Below are 18,718 nucleotides of genomic sequence, written 5' to 3'. Positions count from 1 at the left end.
TGGCTATTTAATGTGAAAAAACAGCCTACTCGGCTGTTTACATGTTCCTGATATTTTCTTCCATTTGTTTATATTCCATTATTCCCACTACTTTTTTCTCAATGACTCCCTTTTCATTTATAAAAAATGAAGTTGGAATCGATACCACCTTATACTTTTTGTTGACTTCACTATCTACATCCAATACCGTTGGAAAAGTTAAATCTAGATTCTTCATAAATCCTTTAATATCTTTATCAGAATCCATATTCACGGCTAGAACCACTACGTTTGGATAGGTTTGATGGATTTTTTCCATTTCAGGCATCTCCTTTTTGCAAGGATTGCACCATGTAGCCCAAAAATTTAAAAATACTTTTTTCCCTTTATAATCTGATAAGGAAATTTCCTTCCCATCAGGATCTTTCAAAGTAAAGTTAATAGCTTCATTTCCCTCACCTGCTTCAACAGGTGTATCCTGACTTTTCAGTACTCCGTAAAATGCTAAACCAATCAGTACCAACAACAAGAATGACCCGATGATTTTTTTCATAGTAAACTCCCCCAGCCACATATATGTACATCCCCAAAGGAAATTGTATCAGTATTTCCATATTTGCGAAAGTCTGTAAAGTGAGTTAATTAGAACTGAGATTTTTACTTATATATACGAGATTATTATTTACCTTATGAAAATAAAGGAACATCAATATAAAAAAGCTGACCGAAGTCAGCTTTTAAATCCTTACATTGTAGATGAAGTTTCTTGTAATTTACCACGCAGTACCATTGGCAATATACCGCCATGGCGATAATAATCAATTTCGACATCAGAATCAAATCGAACTAAAACGTCAAATTTCTTCTCTGTTCCGTCCTCAGCGATTGCCGTTACTGTTATGATATCACGTGGTTTAACATTTTCATTGACAGGGATAAAGATTCTTTCTTTACCCGTTAACCCAAGAGTTTTAGCACTTTCGCCTTCTTTAAACTGAAGCGGAAGCACACCCATCAATACAAGATTAGAGCGGTGAATTCTTTCAAAGCTTTCCGCAATTACTGTTTTAATACCAAGCAAATTGGTTCCTTTAGCAGCCCAGTCACGAGAACTTCCCATCCCATAATCTTTTCCTGCTAACACAATTAAGCCAGTATCGTCTTTTTTATATTCCATACATGCATCATAGATAGACATAACTTCACCGGTAGGCCAATAAGTGGTATAACCACCTTCAGTACCTGGGGCAATTTGATTTCGAATACGGATATTGGCAAAAGTACCACGCATCATGACTTCATGGTTACCGCGACGGGAGCCATATGAGTTAAAATCACGAATAGCCACTCCTTTTTCACGCAAGTATTTACCTGCAGGAGTATCCTTGCCAATCGATCCTGCTGGAGATATATGGTCAGTTGTAACCGAATCACCAAATAATCCTACAATACGTAATCCATCAAGCGGTTTTACCTCTGAAGGATTAGGATCCATTTTTTCAAAATATGGTGGATTTTGAATATATGTTGAATCAAAGTCCCAGTTATATAATGGTTCATTGCTGGTTTGGATTTCATTCCATCTAGCGTTATCATCAAATACATGCTCATACTCTTTAAGGAAAAGATCTGATGTCACAGTATCCTGTACCAGTTTATTAATCTCTTCACTTGTTGGCCAGATATCTTTGAAATAAACGTCTTTTCCATCCAACCCTTTACCTATTGGATCATGTTCTAGATCAACATCTACTGTACCGGCCAAGGCATATGCGACAACCAATGGCGGTGATGCCAAATAGTTTGCTTTTACTAACGGATGAATACGACCTTCAAAGTTCCGGTTACCTGATAATACAGAAGTAACGAGTAGATCAGCTTCGGCGACAGCTACTTCAATTTCATCCATTAATGGACCTGAGTTACCAATACATGTGGCACAGCCATACCCTACAAGATTAAAACCAAGCTCATCCATGTATGTTTGCAGTCCAGCATCACGCAAATAACCTGTCACGACTTTTGATCCCGGAGCTAAAGATGTTTTTACATGATGCGGAACCCGTAAGCCTAATTCCACAGCCTTCTTGGCAACAAGACCGGCACCAAGCATTACATATGGGTTAGATGTATTTGTACAGCTAGTTATAGCTGCAATAGCGATGTCCCCCGTTTTCATTGGAGCTTGACGGCCATCTTTCAGCTGAACCGTAATTTTCTTGTTGATTTCTTCCTGGCTAAGTCCGAACCCTGCGTTTCCGACTGGAGCAGTTAACGCTTCAGTGAAAGCAGATTTCATATTCGATAATGGAATTAGATCCTGTGGACGTTTAGGACCGGATAAATTAGCCTCAATTTCTGAAAGATCAATCTCAATCACTTTTGTATATCTTGGTTCATCACTATTTTTATAGTAGAACAAGCCATTTTCTTTACAATATTTCTCAACGATTGCAATATGGTCTTCAGTTCGTCCTGTCAATCGCATATATTTGAGAGATTCCTCGTCAATTGGGAAAAATCCGCATGTAGCGCCATATTCAGGTGCCATATTGGCGATGGTTGCACGGTCTGATAGTGATAAAGCACTCATACCAGGACCAAAAAATTCAACAAATTTATTTACAACGCCACTTTTACGTAAAATTTCAGTAACTTTTAAAGCCAAATCTGTTGCCATGGCACCATTTGGCAAGGAATTAATAAAACGTACACCAATTACTTCAGGTACAGGAAAATAGGAAGGTTGGCCAAGCATACCTGCTTCCGCTTCAATTCCACCTACACCCCATCCCAATACACCAAGGCCATTGATCATCGTAGTATGAGAATCGGTTCCTACCAATGAATCTGGATATGCCATGTAATCACCATCGGGCATTTCAGTCGCATGAACAACATTTGCCAAATATTCAAGGTTAACTTGGTGAACAATACCGGTATCAGGTGGAACAGCACGATAATTATCAAATGCTTTTTGGGCCCAGCTTAAGAACTGGTAACGTTCGGCATTTCGTTCAAATTCAAAATCCATATTTATCTGCAGAGAATCTGCAGTCCCATATTTATCAACCTGAACAGAATGGTCAATAACTAAATCAACCGGTATTTCGGGATTTATCTTATCAGCATCTCCGCCGATATCAGCCATAGCTTTACGTAATGAAGCAAGATCTACAACTGCTGGAACACCTGTGAAGTCCTGCAAAATAACGCGGGAAGGTTTAAAAGGAACATCGACATCAATCGACATATCTTCCGTGCCCCATTTAGCCAGATTTTCTACATGTTCCTTTTTTATGATTCTCCCATCCATTTGACGCAAAACACTTTCCAATAAAACTTTAATGGAATATGGCAGCTTGGATACTTCACCGACACCTGCTTCTTCCAATACATTCAAATTGTAGTAATGATAGCGTTTACCATCAATCTCAAAAAATCTTCGTGAGTCGAACACATCATTTTTCCCCACTCAAATTACCCCCTCTAGGTAAAAAATAAATAAGTTACAGAATACAAATTGTAGAACAGTTAAATACTCTTCGTTCAATTCTAATATTCTAACAATTTAATATTAATATAACCTTTTCATAATGTAAAATATAAGTAATTTATTACCTCCTATAAGTTTTACTTAATGGTAATTATTTTCCTAATAAAACAAAAGGCCAATCAGCAATGTTAAGATAATTGCTGATTGGCTTTAATTATTGAAGGTTTTGATATTTATCTAAATCTGAAACCATCTTATCTAATGTGTCTCTGTAATTATCCAGCTGGCCTTTTTGATGTTCACTTGCAATTTCATACGCATTTTCAACTTGCTGATATGCTTCGTTAATCTCTTCCCATAGATGGCTCAATTCATGCCCAAATTGTGGGTCATGCTGCATCGATTCTAAATTTTCATGGACTTCCACTGCTTTTCTTACTCCATTTTGTGCTGATTGAAAAGCCTGAACTTTATTTTTGTGATAAGGCACATGCACCCCTCCTTAGCAATATATCTTCTATGATGTACGGAATGATTCTGCCTTATTCATGGTATAAATCATCATCTAAACTAATCGTTATTATATACCAGTATAATCATTTCATTGACACTCATACTAAAATACAGGAGGGATTAAGATGCCAAATAAAAATGCTAACCATCAAAAAGGCTCTAAAGACAATAATCACAATGGTCAGCCCGCTCCATTAAGCGGCTCTCATAAAGTAAAAAACAGGCAGCATACACGCCAAAAAAATCATTCTCATCATGATATGTAACATAAACCATTTACTGCGAGAGAAATATTTCAATTTCTCTCGCAGTATTTTTTTATAGGTGCACTTCCTCCAGCTCTTTAGCATCTTCTCCAAAGTATTTTTCTACTTTTTTATAACCTTATAATTTTCATCCTATATACCAAGTATATTCTTTTAACGTTCATGCTATTTCTTATACATCATTCGTATTTTGTTGAGCGTTTCTTAATTCATTAATATGTGTAAATAAAACCTTTTGTGGTACTTATACCTATATAATCATTTTTATTACAGGAGGTTATTTTAAAAGAATGGATTATGTATGGTACGCAAGTTATGGCTCGAATTTATTAAAAAGTCGCTTCCATTGTTATATAAGTGGGGGAAAGCCAGAGGGTTCAACAACAGCTGAATCTGGATGCTCTAATCCTGCTTTTCCTATAAAGTCGGCCCCTATATCCCTTCCATATGAAATGTATTTCTCGGAATACTCAAATCGTTGGAAGGGTGGTGTCGCTTTTATTGATATTGTAAAAGATAAAAGTACGAACACATTTGGAAAGAAATATTTAATTACAAGCGATCAATTTAAGCAAATTGTACAACAGGAAAATGGTGATTTTGAGATGGAAGTTAATCTTGAATTAGAGAAAAGAGTTCACACCTATTCTGTTAATGAATCATGGTATGGAAACATTCTCTACTTGGGCGAAGCTGAGGGTTATCCGATCTTTACATTTACAGACAATCGTAAATTGTCTGATAAGAAAATAACCCCTCCTTCTCTGCCCTATTTAAAAAACATCTATTACGGTCTATTAGATCTTTTTAAAGATGATAAGAATCTTATCGAATATTTATATACAAAAAAAGGTGTTTCAGAGACCTATTCAATGGCTGACTTAGAAAGAAGTTTAAAATGAAAACTCAAAAAAACAACTGCACTCAGGATCTTCTGTTTTATTTATTAACAATTTTTGAGTGCAGTTCGTTTATTTCTCTATTCAATTAAATCACTTCATCAGCTTTTAATAAGAATTCAAGATCTCTTTGCTGAATAAATTTTCCTTTATCATTGGCAGGCATATCTTGTTTTAATATCTCAATTGCTATCTTAATTGGTACCCATCTCAGTACAAAGCCATCATTTATCTCTTCATCTGTATACATAGGATCTTTTAAATCACCAGTAGCTTTAGCCGTGTATCCATATGACAATTGAAGAAGTTCTTCGTTGTTGCGGTATTCAATAGTGATGCCGAGTTCTTTAATATCCTCGATTAAGGTCCCTACTTCCTCTTCGACCTCTCTTTTTAGTGCCTCATAAATCGTTTCACCATCTTTAATACCTCCACCAGGTAATTTATGATAGTTTCCATTTGTAACAAATAAAAGTGCAATTTCATCGCGGTCATTAATGACTACGGCTCTGGATGCCTTTCTGATACGGTATGCAAGACCCGTATACTGTTCTGACGCATCATCATAAATTTCCTTGATTAGTTCCATTTTTTTGACCCCTTTATCTTACTTCTGATTCTTAGTTAGATTATATATCTTTTTACTCTATTTGTTATATATATTTAAGCATATCTTTAATAAAACGCATCATGCCTATCCGTTATATTAGGTATCATTTTAAATTTTCATATCAAAACTATTTGTTATGTGGACTTGAGCGAAGTAAAATACCAATAAATTTACTGCTACAATTAAGATTAAATAAGCATAACTAGTTTTCTCTTTATTTCAGATTACGGACCATTGATAAAGGTGGTCCTCGCCATTATTCGTAATTCCTGTCGCTACTCTGTTAACGTCTAGGCAATTGAAAAAACCTCTTCTACCGAAGAGGAGGTTAAGCAGAGAAATAATGTTCATAAGGACTGATATCTATTTTTTCAGTTTTCAATTTTTTGCGAAGAAATTTATGATCACGCTTTGGTGTTGCCAAAATATACCCTTTAATAATAAGGTCCAACGTAATTTGATTTGCCTTTTCCTTAAGGGCCAGTTCCCCAATTTTCCCAGCAATTTTATGCCTGGCTACATCCCGAAACAACTCTGGTACAGGGCTGACCAATTCTTCCAAAAAAGCTTTCCCATCCTGATTCCAAAGATCCCTTGTTTGATCAACATATTCGACTTCTCTGTCCATATCCGATTTTCCATCTTCTTTTGGAAGCTTCTTCAAGAATTTTCGAAACATAAAAAATCCACCAATTGCCATAAATCCAATCATAAAAATTATCCAAAGCAGGATGAACCATAGAAACCATCCTTCTAACATATTCTATTCACCCCATATAAGTAATACCAAACTACATAACTATCTAATAATTTCCATATTTATTATAACAAATGATTGTAAACCTTCAACTAAATTGACTAATAATTACTAAATTAGTAGTGATCACCTTTAACTTTCTAGGAACCATCTATGTTAATTGAGAAATTCAGAAATATACAGTAACAGTCCGTAATATGAAAAACTCTGCTATTACACTCTGACTGTATTAAAAAATTGGAATATACAGCCAGTTCGCTTCATATCAATGACAATCAAGATGCATTATTTCTTAAATAAAAGGTTGTTGTTAAATCGACTATATATTTTTTAAAAGAGTCAGATCGGTTTGTTTTCCACTATTTTTAGGGAGGTCTTTATTTAATGGGAAAAAAAGTACACAGACGCAGAGAAGTCAGACGATTACTTCGGGAAGAATTAAGGAAGATGGAAGCAATAGCTAAACAACAAACGAATAAACAATTAACACCAATTGGAAAATAATAAAAAGATTTTGCTACATTTATCTCTCGACTTAGGCATCCGGAATGCTAATATTCTGGATGTTTTTCCATTTTTATGTAAACTTTACAGGAAAATAAACCTATTAAACTTCTGCGAAAGTAGATAAACACCTCCTGAATATTTTTTTTATTCCCCAAATTCCTTATTTATCAAGACTTTTTCCTTCCCTCTATTACCAAAATTTATTAGTTACATGTTTCTTTTTGAAAAACACTGGGTACTTATTAGATTGTACGAGCAACCGCTCGAAAAATACTACTTTTTACGGAGGTATGAGATATGTTTTTTCATAAAAAAGAACTTCAATTTGAAGCAAAACCAACTAAAGCAGATCCATTAATGGCTAAAAAAATTCAAGAATTAATCGGCGGACAATATGGTGAAATGACTGTTATGATGCAGTATTTGTTCCAAGGATGGAGCGTACGCGGTAATGAAAAATACAAGGATCTTTTATTAGATATTGGTACAGAAGAAATCGGCCACGTTGAAATGTTAGCGACTATGGTTGCACGTCTACTTGATGGCGCACCACTTAAAGATCAGGAAAATGCAATGGCTGACCCAGCAATCGCTGCTGTACTAAGCGGTATGAATCCACAACATGCTATTGTTTCCGGATTAAATCCTCGTCCACAGGACAGTGTTGGTAACCCTTGGATGGGAAGCTATGTAACAGCAAGCGGCAACTTATTGGCTGACTTCCGCTCTAACCTGAATGCTGAATCACAAGGTCGTTTAGCAGCAGTCCGTGTTTATGAAATGACAGATGATCCAGGAATTAAAGATTTGCTATCTGTTCTTATCGCACGTGATTCCTTTCACCAAAACCTTTGGGCAAAAGCAATCGCTGAATTGGAAGAACAAGAAGGATTACTTGTTCCAAGCACATTCCCACGTGAAAAAGAACGTCTGGATATCGCATACTCTTTATATAATTTCTCTGAAGGCGAAGAAAGCAGCACTGGAAGTTGGGCAAGTGGCCCAGCACCAGATGGACAAGGTGAATTCCGTTATGAAGCAGTGGTTCCACCTGCAGAAGGCGCAAAACCAATGTTAAAACCTGCTCCGCTGGAAACTCATAATACATTACCAACAGATACAGACAAATCTATCCTTTAAGATAAAAAAGCGCCCTTTGGGGTGCTTTTTTTATCTTTTAATGTTCTCCAAACACGGTTACAAGTTTCTCTACTATTTTAGTCTCCCCCCTATTGTCACATGATTCTATATTCCATGTTACCGAAAACATCACAAAAAATTCCATGCACTTCAAAACATACATGATTTTTAGGTGAGGTTTTTGATTTTGTCTCGTGGGTTTTCCATCATCAATTAAGGAAACAGAAAATCATAGTTCTATTCTGGCAAAACGAATAACATATTCATTTAGTCATGTTTTAAGATTTGTCATTGTCATTCCCATTTCATCACCTTTTCCCATTATTAGGGATGAGCCTGAACAATTTTCTAACCAATGAATCCTCTGTTCTCTTTTGGATATGCTAAAGGCATATTTAGCGAAAAGGAATGGAGGTTTCTTTATGATTAATCCGCATGTAAAGAAAATGGAAGATCTTGAAAAAGAATACGGGTCTAATAGCAAGCTAGGGTTAACTGAAACGCAAGTAACGGAACAGCAAGCTAAATATGGACCTAACAAATTAAAAGGAAAAAAACAAAAATCGCTTGTGCAACGATTCTTTGAACAATTTAAAGATATCATGGTCCTAATCTTAATCTTCGCTGCGGCCGTTTCCTTTTTTGTCGCACTTAAAGGCCACGATACTAAAGAATACATTGAACCAATCGTCATTTTAAGCATTGTTATTCTTAATGCTGTACTCGGTGTGGTTCAGGAAAATAAAGCAGAAAAATCCCTGGAAGCATTGCAAAACCTTTCTTCCCCGCGGGCCAAGGTGATCCGCAATGGGAAATTAAATGAAGTTGAAGCGAGCGAAATTGTGCCTGGTGACCTGATTGAATTCGAAGCAGGCGATTTCATCCCTGCGGATGGACGATTAGTTGAGGCATCTTCCTTGAAAATAGAAGAATCAGCATTAACCGGAGAATCAGTCCCTGTTGAGAAAAACGAAAAAGCAATTGTTACAGAGGACGCACCTCTAGGAGATCGAGTGAATATGGTCTTTTCAGGAAGCAGTGTTTCCTACGGCCGTGGAAAAGCATTGGTTACTGGCACCGGTATGGATACACAAATGGGTAAAATAGCTGAATTACTTGAGTCTGCCCACCAAGCTCAGACACCTCTGCAGCAAAAACTGGGGAAGCTGGGGAAATATCTTGGCTTACTTGCGCTGACAATCAGCATCGTTATTTTTGCAATCGGATTTTATTCAGGTATGCCTATTCTAGAAATCTTTATGACTGCTGTTTCCCTGGCGGTTGCTGCTATTCCAGAAGGTTTGCCAGCTATTGTCACGGTTGTTTTAGCTCTCGGCGTGCAGCGTATGGTCAAGAGAAATGCCATTATCCGAAGGCTTCCGGCTGTTGAAACTTTGGGCAGTGCATCAGTTATTTGTTCTGATAAAACAGGAACACTCACACAAAATAAAATGACCGTTATGAAAGCATGGGTCAAAGGTGAACCGGAAGATGTGACAAACCATGTCTCCGCCCAAATAAAATCCTTACTTCGCCTTGGTTCCTTAGCCTCCAACGGAACAGTTGAAATTGTAAACGGAGAAGAAAAACATATCGGCGATCCAACTGAGACTGCTATTCTCTCAGCCGCGCTGAAAAATGATATGACAAAGGAAAGCCTCCATGAAGCAGCACCACGCGTAGGTGAGATTCCCTTTGATTCTGAAAGAAAGCTCATGACTACTGTCCATATAATTGAAGGAAAACCTTATGCTCTTACTAAAGGTGCCTTTGATGTGCTGATGAACCGCTGTAAAACTGGTGATTTTGAAGCTGCTAAGAGAATTAACAACCAAATGACCTATGATGCCATGCGTGTCCTCGCAGTCGCTTACAAGGAACTAAGCAATGTTCCGCATCATCTTGACAGCAATGAGATTGAACGCGATTTGCACTTTGTTGGGCTGTTAGGGATGATTGACCCTCCACGCGCTGAGGCTAAAGATGCTGTCCAGATTTGTAAAAAGGCTGGTATCAGACCGGTTATGATCACTGGTGACCACATCGGGACAGCAAATGCCATTGCAAAGGACCTTGGCATATTAAATGAGGGACAAAAATCTCTTACGGGTGCAGAACTTGAAAAAATGACAGACCAAGCACTAAATGATTCTATCGACGAATACTCCGTCTATGCCCGTGTATCTCCTGAGGATAAAATCCGGATTGTACGAGCCTGGCAGCAAAAAGGCGCAATCGTCTCTATGACTGGCGACGGTGTCAATGATGCTCCCGCCTTAAAGGCTGCTGATATTGGCTGTGCGATGGGCATAACAGGTACGGATGTCGCAAAAGGTGCCTCTGATATGATCTTAACAGATGATAATTTTGCCACAATCGTTGATGCAGTAAAGGAAGGACGCGGCACTTACGATAATATCCGCAAAGCCATTCAGTTTCTGCTTGGTACCAATATGGGGGAAATTTTCATTGTTTTCATTGCCATGATTATTTGGCAACAGACCCCTCTGTTGGCCATCCATCTATTGTGGCTCAATTTGGTGACGGATGGCCTCCCTGCTCTCGCTCTGGGGATGGAGCCAGTTGAAGAGGATATTATGAAGAGAAGACCGAAGCCAAAAGCAGAAGGTATCTTTGCTGGCGGCCTCCTTTATCGGATCGTCCTCCAGGGACTGATGTTTGCCGTGCTTTCCTTAATCGGATTTTACCTGGCAGGAACAAACCTGCATTCGTTAGGAGCAGCTCAAACCATGGCTTTTCTTGTATTATCGCTCTCTCAGCTTTTTCATGTTCTTAATGTCCGTACAGCTAAATCCATTTTCCAATCCGATTTACGTGAAAACAAGTACATGATACTTGCATTACTTGCATCACTTCTGCTGATTGTTGCGATTGTCTTTATCCCACCGCTAGCCTATATATTTGAGGTTACCCGCCTACCTTCTGTATATTACTTTATCGCACTCGGACTTGGAGTGGTCCCAATCATCGTCATTGAAATTGAAAAGCGATTACGAAGAGCGAAGTCAGTATGAAAAGGTAATTCTGTTTTAACGACATCTTTAGTCTTTATACAGTCTAATAGCACCCTGAGAATGGGTGCTTTTATTCGGTTAATTCTTTTTATAAATCACATACAGTAATAAGGCCATTCAGCTCTTCTGTTTTTTACCTTTAGAAGTACAAAGCCCGATGTTTAGGTCGTTTTTATTATAGATAGGCTCCTTCTTTAAGGCAGACAAGTACCCCTTCCATTTATTTTAACTAGCTTTGTCAGCCTTCCCATAAAAATAGTGGCAAAATAAAAAACCGACCTATAGTCGATTTTTAGTCAAATGGAAGTAACCGTATTCTTTTCCGCCTGTGAATCATGTAAAATCGTCTCAAACTTTTTATATTGGATATACATAGCGATTCTCCATGGGACAATCATCGCAAAAGCAACTAACCAAAACATCCCGCCTGTTTCACCGACATCAATGGTTGAGCTTAAGACTAACTTAAGGATCGTTCTAACCAAAATAAGTCCGATCAATACAAAGGCAAAAGCTTTAGATCGTTTTATATATATTTGGTCTTCTTTAATTTCAAATTCGGACGTCTTAATTAAGAATATTGAAAAAAACATGCCTAGTATAATAGCCTCCAGTATTTCCATACCTGTTAAACGAAAATAGGGGAATATATACATCAAAGCACCTGTACTCATAAAAAAAGGCGGCAATATTATTTTCTTTACAGATACAGGCTTTTGGGATGCTTTCATCCTTACTGCAAAAACCAGAAATCCCATAAAAACAGCAAATATTGTCGTTAATCCAAGTATCATATCATCATTCCTCTTTGCATGCATAAATTTGGTAACTTCTACTTTGGGTTAATCTAATACACGATTGATTGCATCAATGACTCTATTTTCTTCAAAAGGTTTGATAATAAAGTCTTTCGCACCTGCTTCTATTGATTCTCTGACAATCTTTTGTTGCCCCATGGCTGAACACATAATGATTTTAGCCTCCGGATATTTATTCTTAATTACTCTAGTTGCTTCTAAACCACTCATTAACGGCATGGTTACATCCATCGTAACCAAATCAGGCTTAAATTTTTCATATAAATCTACTGCCTCTTTACCTGACTCTGCTTCACCAACAATGAGATGATTTCCCTTTTTAAGGATTGCTGCCAACGTTAAACGCATAAACCTTGCATCATCCACTATTAGAATATTAGCCATTTTCAGTTCCCCCTATTACATGATAAAAGTATATCAGTCTTTCTATTGTTTCGAAAATAATCCATAAACCTATTAAGAATGGACTTAAAATCCAATCCATCCGCCAAATAATGCAATAAAGTAGGAACTGATTTTGGTCATCCAATCAAAAAATAAAACAATTCCCATTAGGATCATTAAAGCTCCGCCTACCTTCATAACTTTATCAGAGTTCCGTTTTATCCAACTTAATTTGCCAATAAAGAAAGACATCATAAAAAACGGAATAGCAAACCCCAATATATAGGCCATCATATAAAGCATTCCAGAACCGGGATTAACCGCTGTCATCCCAATCACTACCATTAAAATAGGACCAGTACATGGAGTCCATCCAGCTGCAAAGGCAATTCCTATTAATATAGAGCCAATATAACCACCCGGACGATTTTTAAATTCAAAACGCCTCTCCTTCATCAATACCTTCGGCTGAAAAAAGCCAATGATAATTAAGCCAAAAAAGACGATTAGAATAGCGCCTAACTGCCGGATAACATCTCCATAATCCATAAAGAACGTTCCAATATATGACGAACTAAATCCCAGCGCTATAAAAATAATAGAAAATCCAAATAAAAAAAAGAATGTGTGTAATAAGCTCCTTTTATGCATCATTGCGTTATCATTTTTTAATTCTCCAACCGACATTCCAGTAATATAAGAAAGAAAAGCCGGATAAAGTGGAAGACAACACGGAGATATAAAGCTGAGAAACCCAGCTCCAAATGCAAGAAAGATATTAATGTCGCCCAATTGAATTTACCCCCACTATTTCTAATTCATTCCATTTTATATTGTATCAAAATACTTCCTATAAAGTAATCATATGCTCGTTTGATAAAGAGTATAGTTCTTTTTTTATTCTATTTTACAATTTTTGTAGATATTATGTATAATTGTTTTATTCTATTTCTTTAATGTAAAAATATGTTATAATCTTGTAAAATTAAACAAAATTCAAGATGTGAGGAAGGATCTGCAACCATGGATAATCAGGAGTTGTTAGCTAAAATAGAAAGTAAACGTGTGGAACTTGTTGCTATCGTCTCTAAGAAAGGATTATCATCACAAGTAACAATCCAATATAGCCAAGAACTAGATAATCTGTTAAACAACTATCATCCCGTAAAACAATTTAAAAATCAAAAAATATCATGTTGAGTATAATGGTTTAAATAATAACAACTGGGAAATATAATGGTCGAAGCTAAGTTACCTCTTATACAGTACCATACTTTCCCACTAAGCGGCAGGAAAAACAGATATCATATATCGGGAAATACAATAAAACCCATCCGGATATCTGGATGGGTTTTATTTCATTAGTATGTTTTTAGACAATTTCTTTGGTGATATCTGAGCTAATGCCATTTTGAAGTAGATACATTTTATAATACAGTCCTTTTTGAGCTAAAAGCTCCTGATGTGTTCCTTGTTCGACCATTTGACCCTGGTGTAATACAAGAATAAGATTAGCATCCTGTATCGTGGAGAGGCGGTGGGCAATCGCGATTGTTGTTCTACCCTTCCGCATTTCTGCCAAGCTTTTCTGAATGGATTCTTCGGTTTCTGTATCAATATTGGCGGTTGCTTCATCAAGAATAAGGATTTTTGGATTTGTCACAATCGTACGTGCGAAGCCAATCAACTGTCGTTGCCCGCTTGAAAATGTTGCTCCACGTTCGACCACCAAATGATCATATTTATCCGCCAGCTTATTAATGAAGAATTCAGCTTGGACAAGTTTAGACGCCTCTTCTATTTCAATGTCTGTTATAGATTGATCATGTAATTTGATATTCTCTTTTACAGACCCATAGAATAAAAAGGCATCCTGCAAGACAAGACCCATCCTTGCTCGTAATTCTTCATTTGAATACTTTTTTATTGATCTTCCGTCAATCAGAATATCTCCTCTATTAAATTCATAAAAACGCATCATCAAATTAATAATAGTACTTTTGCCGCTGCCTGTATGTCCTACAAGTGCTATTGTTTCCCCCTCATTGACTTTAAAAGAGATATTTTTCAGCACATCTCTCTTATTATCATACGAAAAGCTGACATTTTTAAATTCAACCATCCCTTTCACAATTTTATACTCATGAATGCTTTCTGGGATCGGTTCCAATTCTTCCTCATCCAAAATGGAAAATACTCTTGATCCAGCCACAATCGCCTGTTGATATAAGGATAAACGCTGCATCACTTGATTAATTGGTTCAAAAAAACGATCAATATAGTTTACAAATGCATATAAAACACCAATCTCGACAATTGAATTCATTGAGTGAATTCCAAAATAACTGAGTACAAGGACAATGGCAAATACATAGACAAGATCAATAGCTGGTCTCAGCAAAAGTCCATCAATTCTAATATTCTGCATACCTGCTTCATAATGCTTTTTATTTATCTCTTCAAATTCATCCCTCAACCGTTTTTGTTGGCGAAAAATCTGAATAATGGACATTCCTTGCAGTGATTCATTTAACTTAGCATTCAGCTGACTTAACCTTTCTCTGAGATCCTGATAAAAAACACTGCTGAATTTACGATAAGATCTCATTAGCAAATATAAGATTGGCAGAATAAATAAACAAAATAAAGCCAGCTTAACGTTCAAAATAAACATAGCTATGATGGTCCCTATAATGAAAAATCCACTTGATATAAACGAGGCGATAACAGTCACAAACATATCCTTGATTGCTTCCGTATCATTGGTAACGCGAGATACTATTGCTCCTGCCGGTGTTTTGTCAAAGTACCTTATTCCAAGACTTTGTACTTTACTGAAAACGTCAACCCTCAGCTGCTGAATAATTTTTAAAGCGACGAGCTGGAACGCCAACTCTTGAAAATACGTGATAAACATTTTGGCAATCAAAAGAATCAGGTAAGCGATTGCTAATATGGCAAGTGGCTCAAGTGCCATATTCATTGGAGATAAATAATCATCGATGAATATCTTCACTAATATGGGACCTGTAATATCAGCTGCTGTTGCAAAAAAAAGCAAGATGAATGCACCTATTAATCTCTTTTTATGTGGCTTGGCATAAGATAAGAGACGGAAGAGAATAGCACGCTGTTCCTTTCCCTTTATCGATTTAATTTCATCCATCACTTATCCCCCTTGTTCCACTAAATCTTCCAATTGCTGCTGCTGATACATTTTTTTATACCAGCCGTCCATATCCATTAACTTCTTATGTCTTCCCCTTTGAACTATTCTGCCGTCCTGAAGGACTATAATAAGATCGGAATGCTGAATGGCACTTAGTCGATGAGATGTAATAATCGTTGTCTTGTTTTCTCGGTTTCCTTTTAAATTATGTAGAATCGTTTCCTCCGTTTTGGCATCTACTGCGGATAATGAATCATCCAGGATTAAAATTTCAGGGTCCATCATCATTGCCCTTGCTATACTGATTCTTTGCTTTTGTCCGCCTGACAGCGAAACTCCACGTTCACCTACAACTGTTTGATATCCATCCGTAAAATGAACGATGTCGGAATGAATATGAGAAAGGATTGCAGCCCCTTGTATTTCCTCTTTGGTTGCACCAGGTTTTGCAAAAGCAATATTCTCACCAACTGTAGCTGAAAATAAGAAATGTTCCTGTGGTACATACCCTATTGCTTCCCGCAAGGATTTTAACGTATACTGGTCGATAGATCTCCCTCCAATGCTTATCAACCCGGTTGTTATATCAAACTCCCTTATTAATAATTTTAATAGAGTCGTTTTTCCTGCACCTGTTTTCCCAACAACTCCGAGAGTCTCCCCCTTTCTTATCGAAAAATAAATGTCCTCGAGAACCGTGTGCTTTTCGCCAGGATATGTAAAAGACGAAATTTCAAATTCTATATCGCCGCTCGCTGGTTCATCAGATGCACCTGTTTCCTCTTTAATATCGGTTTTTTCACGTAAAAGCTCCGCAATTCGATCATAAGATGCACTCCCACGTTGAACAATATTAAACAAGAATCCAAACGCCAGCATCGGCCAAATTAATAACCCCAAATAGGTTGAAAAAGATACTAATTCCCCAATTGTCAAACTACCCTCTATCACATATTTGGCCCCAACAGCGATGGATATAAAGTAAGAAAGACCAGCCATTAAACTGATTGTAGGATCAAACAAAGCATCGACACGTGCTACTGCTATGTTTTTTTCTACAACATCTTTTGAAGAAGCTCGGAAGGATTCAACATTCTCTCTTTGCTGGCCAAAAGTCTTGATTACTTTGATTCCATTTATACTTTCCTGCGTCTTATCATTCAACTCAGAAAATGCAGCTTGAGCAGACCTGAATCTTTTATGTAAGAGCTTCCCATAATAACTGGTTGAAATCGCAATGAACGGCATAGGAAGCAACGAAAACACAGTTAAACGCCAATCAATGAAAGCCATTGCCAGAACGACAAATCCCCCTGTAGTAAGCGAATCCACCAACGATAACACGCCACTGCCTGCTGTTTGTTGAACCGCATTTAAGTCATTGGTTGCATGTGCCATCAGATCCCCTATTCGCTTCCGTTGATAAAACGAAGATGGCATATTGGTAAAATGATTGAATAAACGGAAACGAAGTTCTCTTGATAATTTGACAGCTGAACCGAAAATTTTGATTCGCCAAAAATACCTTAAGATGTACATCCCCACCCCTGCAGTAACTAGGATGGAAATCCATTTGGAAAGATCCTTGCCTGTCAGAGAATCATTATTGATCTGATCGACGATGATTCCGATAATTCTTGGTGGAATGAGCTGTAAAATGGCCACGAATAGCAACATAACAACCCCAATAATGTATGATTTTCTCTCTTGTATAAAAAACCATTTCAGTTTAACGAAAATCCTCACAAATGCCCTCCTTTACTCTCTTTATAAGGTTCCCTTATTTTAGCAAATAGATAATATGAAGGAAAGATTATTCTGAATTTTCATATTAAAGAGAAGGAAAAGAGCGCAGTAAAAATGAAGGCCTATTTAGGCAGGTTAATCAAAACCGGTATCAGTGTTTTTATGCTGATGAAAAGATCAACCGTAATACCGATCGTGTTAATTGTAGCTGTTGCCCTATTATTATCCGGAATAACCATTGTCCAACCAAACGAAGCATCCACCATATTGCAAGCCTATGATCATTTTGAGAAAGAGACCGATATGTCTTTACGGAAAAATAGTGATGAAACCGCTGTTTTCTTAGCTGAAGATTTACAAAAGCGTTTGGATGTAGCTGGTGTGGATATACTTGAAGCGCGTATTATGCATCTTGAAATTGCCTCTGTCATGTTACAAAGGCAACAGGCTCAAGCGGTGTTATCTGCCCGTAAAGTAATTGTAGAGGGGCAATAGGAATGGTTAAAAGTGCAATTAACCAATTAGCGGACGAAAATATTGTTGAACTGGATGAAGACAAGAAAGCACAAATGGTCAATAACTTAATGGTTTCGATTGTTACGGAAAAAGGCTCACAACCAATATATTAATTCGGGAAGCATTCACTAGGCTTATAAGATGACAAAAAGAAAAGCATATCAACTTTATATTTACAAAATATTGGGATATCAGTTTCTAAATATTTTTATAATAAAAAGCCCTGTCATCAATTTGACAGAACTTAAACAAATTATTTAGATGGCATCAACGAAACTGGGGGTTTATACGTTTACTGATTATAAGTCGCTGATATATCAATTTAAATGTAAGTGTTCCACTTCCTGTTACGAATCGTTTTGGTCAGTATGTATGGGATTTTTGCTAGATTTTATATCCTGCAGTTATACTATTCAGTGGCATAATAAAAACCACTCCTCTGTATGTTTTAGCGTACCTTTCTACAGAAGGAGTGGTTTTAAATTTTGCCAAGAAATCTTAAAATAATTAACCCTGTATAATCAGATGAGTGCTAAATCCCTTGACGTGTAAGGTTTTATTTCCCTTGCTGTTTGTTCATCGCATTCATCATTTGATTTACTTTCTTTTGGGAAGGCTTCATGCCCATTTGTGTCATCATCATTTTAATCATTTGTTCATTGATTGGTGGATTTTTCTTCAGATAATCCATCATGTATTTACGGGCGATAAAGAATCCTAAAGCCACACCAGCAATCAAAGCAATTACTGCCGTAAGAATATAATATCCCATAACCTAAACTACCTCCTCCGTGCTGTCTAAAAGACATTGTACTAAACCAAAGTAATAATACCATAACTATTGTGATATTTCTATCAGATTTTGATACAAACCGACACAATA

The 18,718-nt window shown here is 36.9% G+C and carries 18 protein-coding genes; 7 read left to right on the top strand and 11 right to left on the bottom strand.

Going from position 1 to position 18,718, the window contains the following annotated elements; all coding sequences use genetic code 11:
• Positions 1 to 37: 37 nt before the first annotated feature.
• The 3 genes from AC4G3L_RS00545 to AC4G3L_RS00535 all read right to left on the bottom strand — a co-directional run bounded on the left by AC4G3L_RS00545 (position 38) and on the right by AC4G3L_RS00535 (position 3,965).
• A complete protein-coding gene (locus AC4G3L_RS00545) occupies positions 38 to 532 on the bottom strand; it encodes a TlpA family protein disulfide reductase (RefSeq protein WP_491075030.1) in 495 nt (164 codons plus the stop codon).
• A gap of 192 nt (positions 533 to 724) precedes the next feature.
• On the bottom strand, positions 725 to 3,454 hold the full coding sequence (acnA, locus tag AC4G3L_RS00540) for an aconitate hydratase AcnA (protein ID WP_491075029.1): 2,730 nt from the start codon (positions 3,452 to 3,454) through the stop codon (positions 725 to 727).
• A gap of 235 nt (positions 3,455 to 3,689) precedes the next feature.
• The gene (locus AC4G3L_RS00535; RefSeq protein ID WP_491075028.1) at positions 3,690 to 3,965 is read right to left on the bottom strand and encodes a hypothetical protein; all 276 of its coding nucleotides are present in this window, start codon (positions 3,963 to 3,965) and stop codon (positions 3,690 to 3,692) included.
• 148 nt (positions 3,966 to 4,113) lie between these two features.
• On the opposite strand from AC4G3L_RS00535, the gene AC4G3L_RS00530 reads away from it, so the two are divergent.
• Together AC4G3L_RS00530 and AC4G3L_RS00525 are read left to right on the top strand one after the other, a co-directional pair.
• Positions 4,114 to 4,254, top strand: a complete 141-nt coding sequence (locus AC4G3L_RS00530) for a small acid-soluble spore protein P (protein ID WP_491075027.1) — start codon at positions 4,114 to 4,116, stop codon at positions 4,252 to 4,254.
• Positions 4,255 to 4,544: 290 nt separating this feature from the next.
• On the top strand, positions 4,545 to 5,156 hold the full coding sequence (locus AC4G3L_RS00525) for a hypothetical protein (protein ID WP_491075026.1): 612 nt from the start codon (positions 4,545 to 4,547) through the stop codon (positions 5,154 to 5,156).
• An 85-nt stretch (positions 5,157 to 5,241) separates the two neighbouring features.
• Here the strand turns inward: AC4G3L_RS00525 and AC4G3L_RS00520 are convergent, their stop codons facing one another.
• Together AC4G3L_RS00520 and AC4G3L_RS00515 are read right to left on the bottom strand one after the other, a co-directional pair.
• Positions 5,242 to 5,742: an NUDIX domain-containing protein gene (locus AC4G3L_RS00520; protein ID WP_491075025.1), complete on the bottom strand. Its 501-nt coding sequence runs from the start codon at positions 5,740 to 5,742 to the stop codon at positions 5,242 to 5,244.
• Between the two features lie 349 nt (positions 5,743 to 6,091).
• Positions 6,092 to 6,523: a DUF2621 domain-containing protein gene (locus AC4G3L_RS00515; RefSeq protein ID WP_491075024.1), complete on the bottom strand. Its 432-nt coding sequence runs from the start codon at positions 6,521 to 6,523 to the stop codon at positions 6,092 to 6,094.
• An 801-nt stretch (positions 6,524 to 7,324) separates the two neighbouring features.
• Here AC4G3L_RS00515 and AC4G3L_RS00510 point away from each other — a divergent pair.
• The gene (locus tag AC4G3L_RS00510; protein WP_491075023.1) at positions 7,325 to 8,167 is read left to right on the top strand and encodes a manganese catalase; all 843 of its coding nucleotides are present in this window, start codon (positions 7,325 to 7,327) and stop codon (positions 8,165 to 8,167) included.
• Between the two features lie 422 nt (positions 8,168 to 8,589).
• Positions 8,590 to 11,202, top strand: coding sequence for a calcium-translocating P-type ATPase, PMCA-type (locus AC4G3L_RS00505; RefSeq protein ID WP_491075022.1), 2,613 nt, complete (start codon positions 8,590 to 8,592; stop codon positions 11,200 to 11,202).
• A 296-nt stretch (positions 11,203 to 11,498) separates the two neighbouring features.
• On the opposite strand, the gene AC4G3L_RS00500 is transcribed toward AC4G3L_RS00505, so the two are convergent.
• From AC4G3L_RS00500 to AC4G3L_RS00490, 3 genes are all read right to left on the bottom strand, one after another.
• The gene (locus AC4G3L_RS00500; protein WP_491075021.1) at positions 11,499 to 11,996 is read right to left on the bottom strand and encodes a CcdC family protein; all 498 of its coding nucleotides are present in this window, start codon (positions 11,994 to 11,996) and stop codon (positions 11,499 to 11,501) included.
• Positions 11,997 to 12,044: 48 nt separating this feature from the next.
• Positions 12,045 to 12,404: a response regulator gene (locus AC4G3L_RS00495; protein ID WP_491075020.1), complete on the bottom strand. Its 360-nt coding sequence runs from the start codon at positions 12,402 to 12,404 to the stop codon at positions 12,045 to 12,047.
• A gap of 84 nt (positions 12,405 to 12,488) precedes the next feature.
• The gene (locus AC4G3L_RS00490) at positions 12,489 to 13,196 is read right to left on the bottom strand and encodes a cytochrome c biogenesis CcdA family protein (protein ID WP_491075019.1); all 708 of its coding nucleotides are present in this window, start codon (positions 13,194 to 13,196) and stop codon (positions 12,489 to 12,491) included.
• A 231-nt stretch (positions 13,197 to 13,427) separates the two neighbouring features.
• Here AC4G3L_RS00490 and AC4G3L_RS00485 point away from each other — a divergent pair, with 231 nt between their 5' ends.
• Complete coding sequence (locus tag AC4G3L_RS00485; protein ID WP_491075018.1) at positions 13,428 to 13,604, top strand: Spo0E family sporulation regulatory protein-aspartic acid phosphatase; 177 nt, start codon at positions 13,428 to 13,430, stop codon at positions 13,602 to 13,604.
• Positions 13,605 to 13,776: 172 nt separating this feature from the next.
• On the opposite strand, the gene AC4G3L_RS00480 is transcribed toward AC4G3L_RS00485, so the two are convergent.
• Both AC4G3L_RS00480 and AC4G3L_RS00475 read right to left on the bottom strand, forming a co-directional pair.
• Positions 13,777 to 15,570 (bottom strand): ABC transporter ATP-binding protein, encoded by a 1,794-nt coding sequence (locus AC4G3L_RS00480; RefSeq protein ID WP_491075017.1) that lies wholly within the window; start codon positions 15,568 to 15,570, stop codon positions 13,777 to 13,779.
• A 3-nt stretch (positions 15,571 to 15,573) separates the two neighbouring features.
• A complete protein-coding gene (locus AC4G3L_RS00475) occupies positions 15,574 to 17,319 on the bottom strand; it encodes an ABC transporter transmembrane domain-containing protein (RefSeq protein ID WP_491075016.1) in 1,746 nt (581 codons plus the stop codon).
• A 114-nt stretch (positions 17,320 to 17,433) separates the two neighbouring features.
• Between AC4G3L_RS00475 and AC4G3L_RS00470 the strand changes: the two genes are divergently transcribed.
• Together AC4G3L_RS00470 and AC4G3L_RS00465 are read left to right on the top strand one after the other, a co-directional pair.
• Complete coding sequence (locus AC4G3L_RS00470) at positions 17,434 to 17,814, top strand: hypothetical protein (protein WP_491075015.1); 381 nt, start codon at positions 17,434 to 17,436, stop codon at positions 17,812 to 17,814.
• Positions 17,815 to 17,816: 2 nt separating this feature from the next.
• Positions 17,817 to 17,948: a hypothetical protein gene (locus tag AC4G3L_RS00465; protein ID WP_491075014.1), complete on the top strand. Its 132-nt coding sequence runs from the start codon at positions 17,817 to 17,819 to the stop codon at positions 17,946 to 17,948.
• Between the two features lie 443 nt (positions 17,949 to 18,391).
• On the opposite strand, the gene AC4G3L_RS00460 is transcribed toward AC4G3L_RS00465, so the two are convergent.
• A complete protein-coding gene (locus tag AC4G3L_RS00460) occupies positions 18,392 to 18,607 on the bottom strand; it encodes a YneF family protein (protein WP_066103996.1) in 216 nt (71 codons plus the stop codon).
• Positions 18,608 to 18,718 lie beyond the last annotated feature (111 nt).

The organism is Bacillus sp. z33 (assembly GCF_058313615.1).
The sequence above is the reverse complement of the archived record's forward strand: the minus strand, read 5'-3'. Positions and strand labels throughout refer to the sequence as shown.

Bases quoted from the DNA above. Each gene is read 5' to 3' on its own strand.
- AC4G3L_RS00545 (WP_491075030.1), bottom strand. From the start codon at position 532: ATGAAAAAAATCATCGGGTCATTCTTGTTGTTGGTACTGATTGGTTTA.
- AC4G3L_RS00530 (WP_491075027.1), top strand. From the start codon at position 4,114: ATGCCAAATAAAAATGCTAACCATCAAAAAGGCTCTAAAGACAATAAT.
- AC4G3L_RS00525 (WP_491075026.1), top strand. From the start codon at position 4,545: ATGGATTATGTATGGTACGCAAGTTATGGCTCGAATTTATTAAAAAGT.
- AC4G3L_RS00520 (WP_491075025.1), bottom strand. From the start codon at position 5,742: ATGGAACTAATCAAGGAAATTTATGATGATGCGTCAGAACAGTATACG.
- AC4G3L_RS00515 (WP_491075024.1), bottom strand. From the start codon at position 6,523: ATGTTAGAAGGATGGTTTCTATGGTTCATCCTGCTTTGGATAATTTTT.
- AC4G3L_RS00510 (WP_491075023.1), top strand. From the start codon at position 7,325: ATGTTTTTTCATAAAAAAGAACTTCAATTTGAAGCAAAACCAACTAAA.
- AC4G3L_RS00505 (WP_491075022.1), top strand. From the start codon at position 8,590: ATGATTAATCCGCATGTAAAGAAAATGGAAGATCTTGAAAAAGAATAC.
- AC4G3L_RS00500 (WP_491075021.1), bottom strand. From the start codon at position 11,996: ATGATACTTGGATTAACGACAATATTTGCTGTTTTTATGGGATTTCTG.
- AC4G3L_RS00495 (WP_491075020.1), bottom strand. From the start codon at position 12,404: ATGGCTAATATTCTAATAGTGGATGATGCAAGGTTTATGCGTTTAACG.
- AC4G3L_RS00485 (WP_491075018.1), top strand. From the start codon at position 13,428: ATGGATAATCAGGAGTTGTTAGCTAAAATAGAAAGTAAACGTGTGGAA.
- AC4G3L_RS00480 (WP_491075017.1), bottom strand. From the start codon at position 15,570: ATGGATGAAATTAAATCGATAAAGGGAAAGGAACAGCGTGCTATTCTC.
- AC4G3L_RS00470 (WP_491075015.1), top strand. From the start codon at position 17,434: ATGAAGGCCTATTTAGGCAGGTTAATCAAAACCGGTATCAGTGTTTTT.
- AC4G3L_RS00465 (WP_491075014.1), top strand. From the start codon at position 17,817: ATGGTTAAAAGTGCAATTAACCAATTAGCGGACGAAAATATTGTTGAA.
- AC4G3L_RS00460 (WP_066103996.1), bottom strand. From the start codon at position 18,607: ATGGGATATTATATTCTTACGGCAGTAATTGCTTTGATTGCTGGTGTG.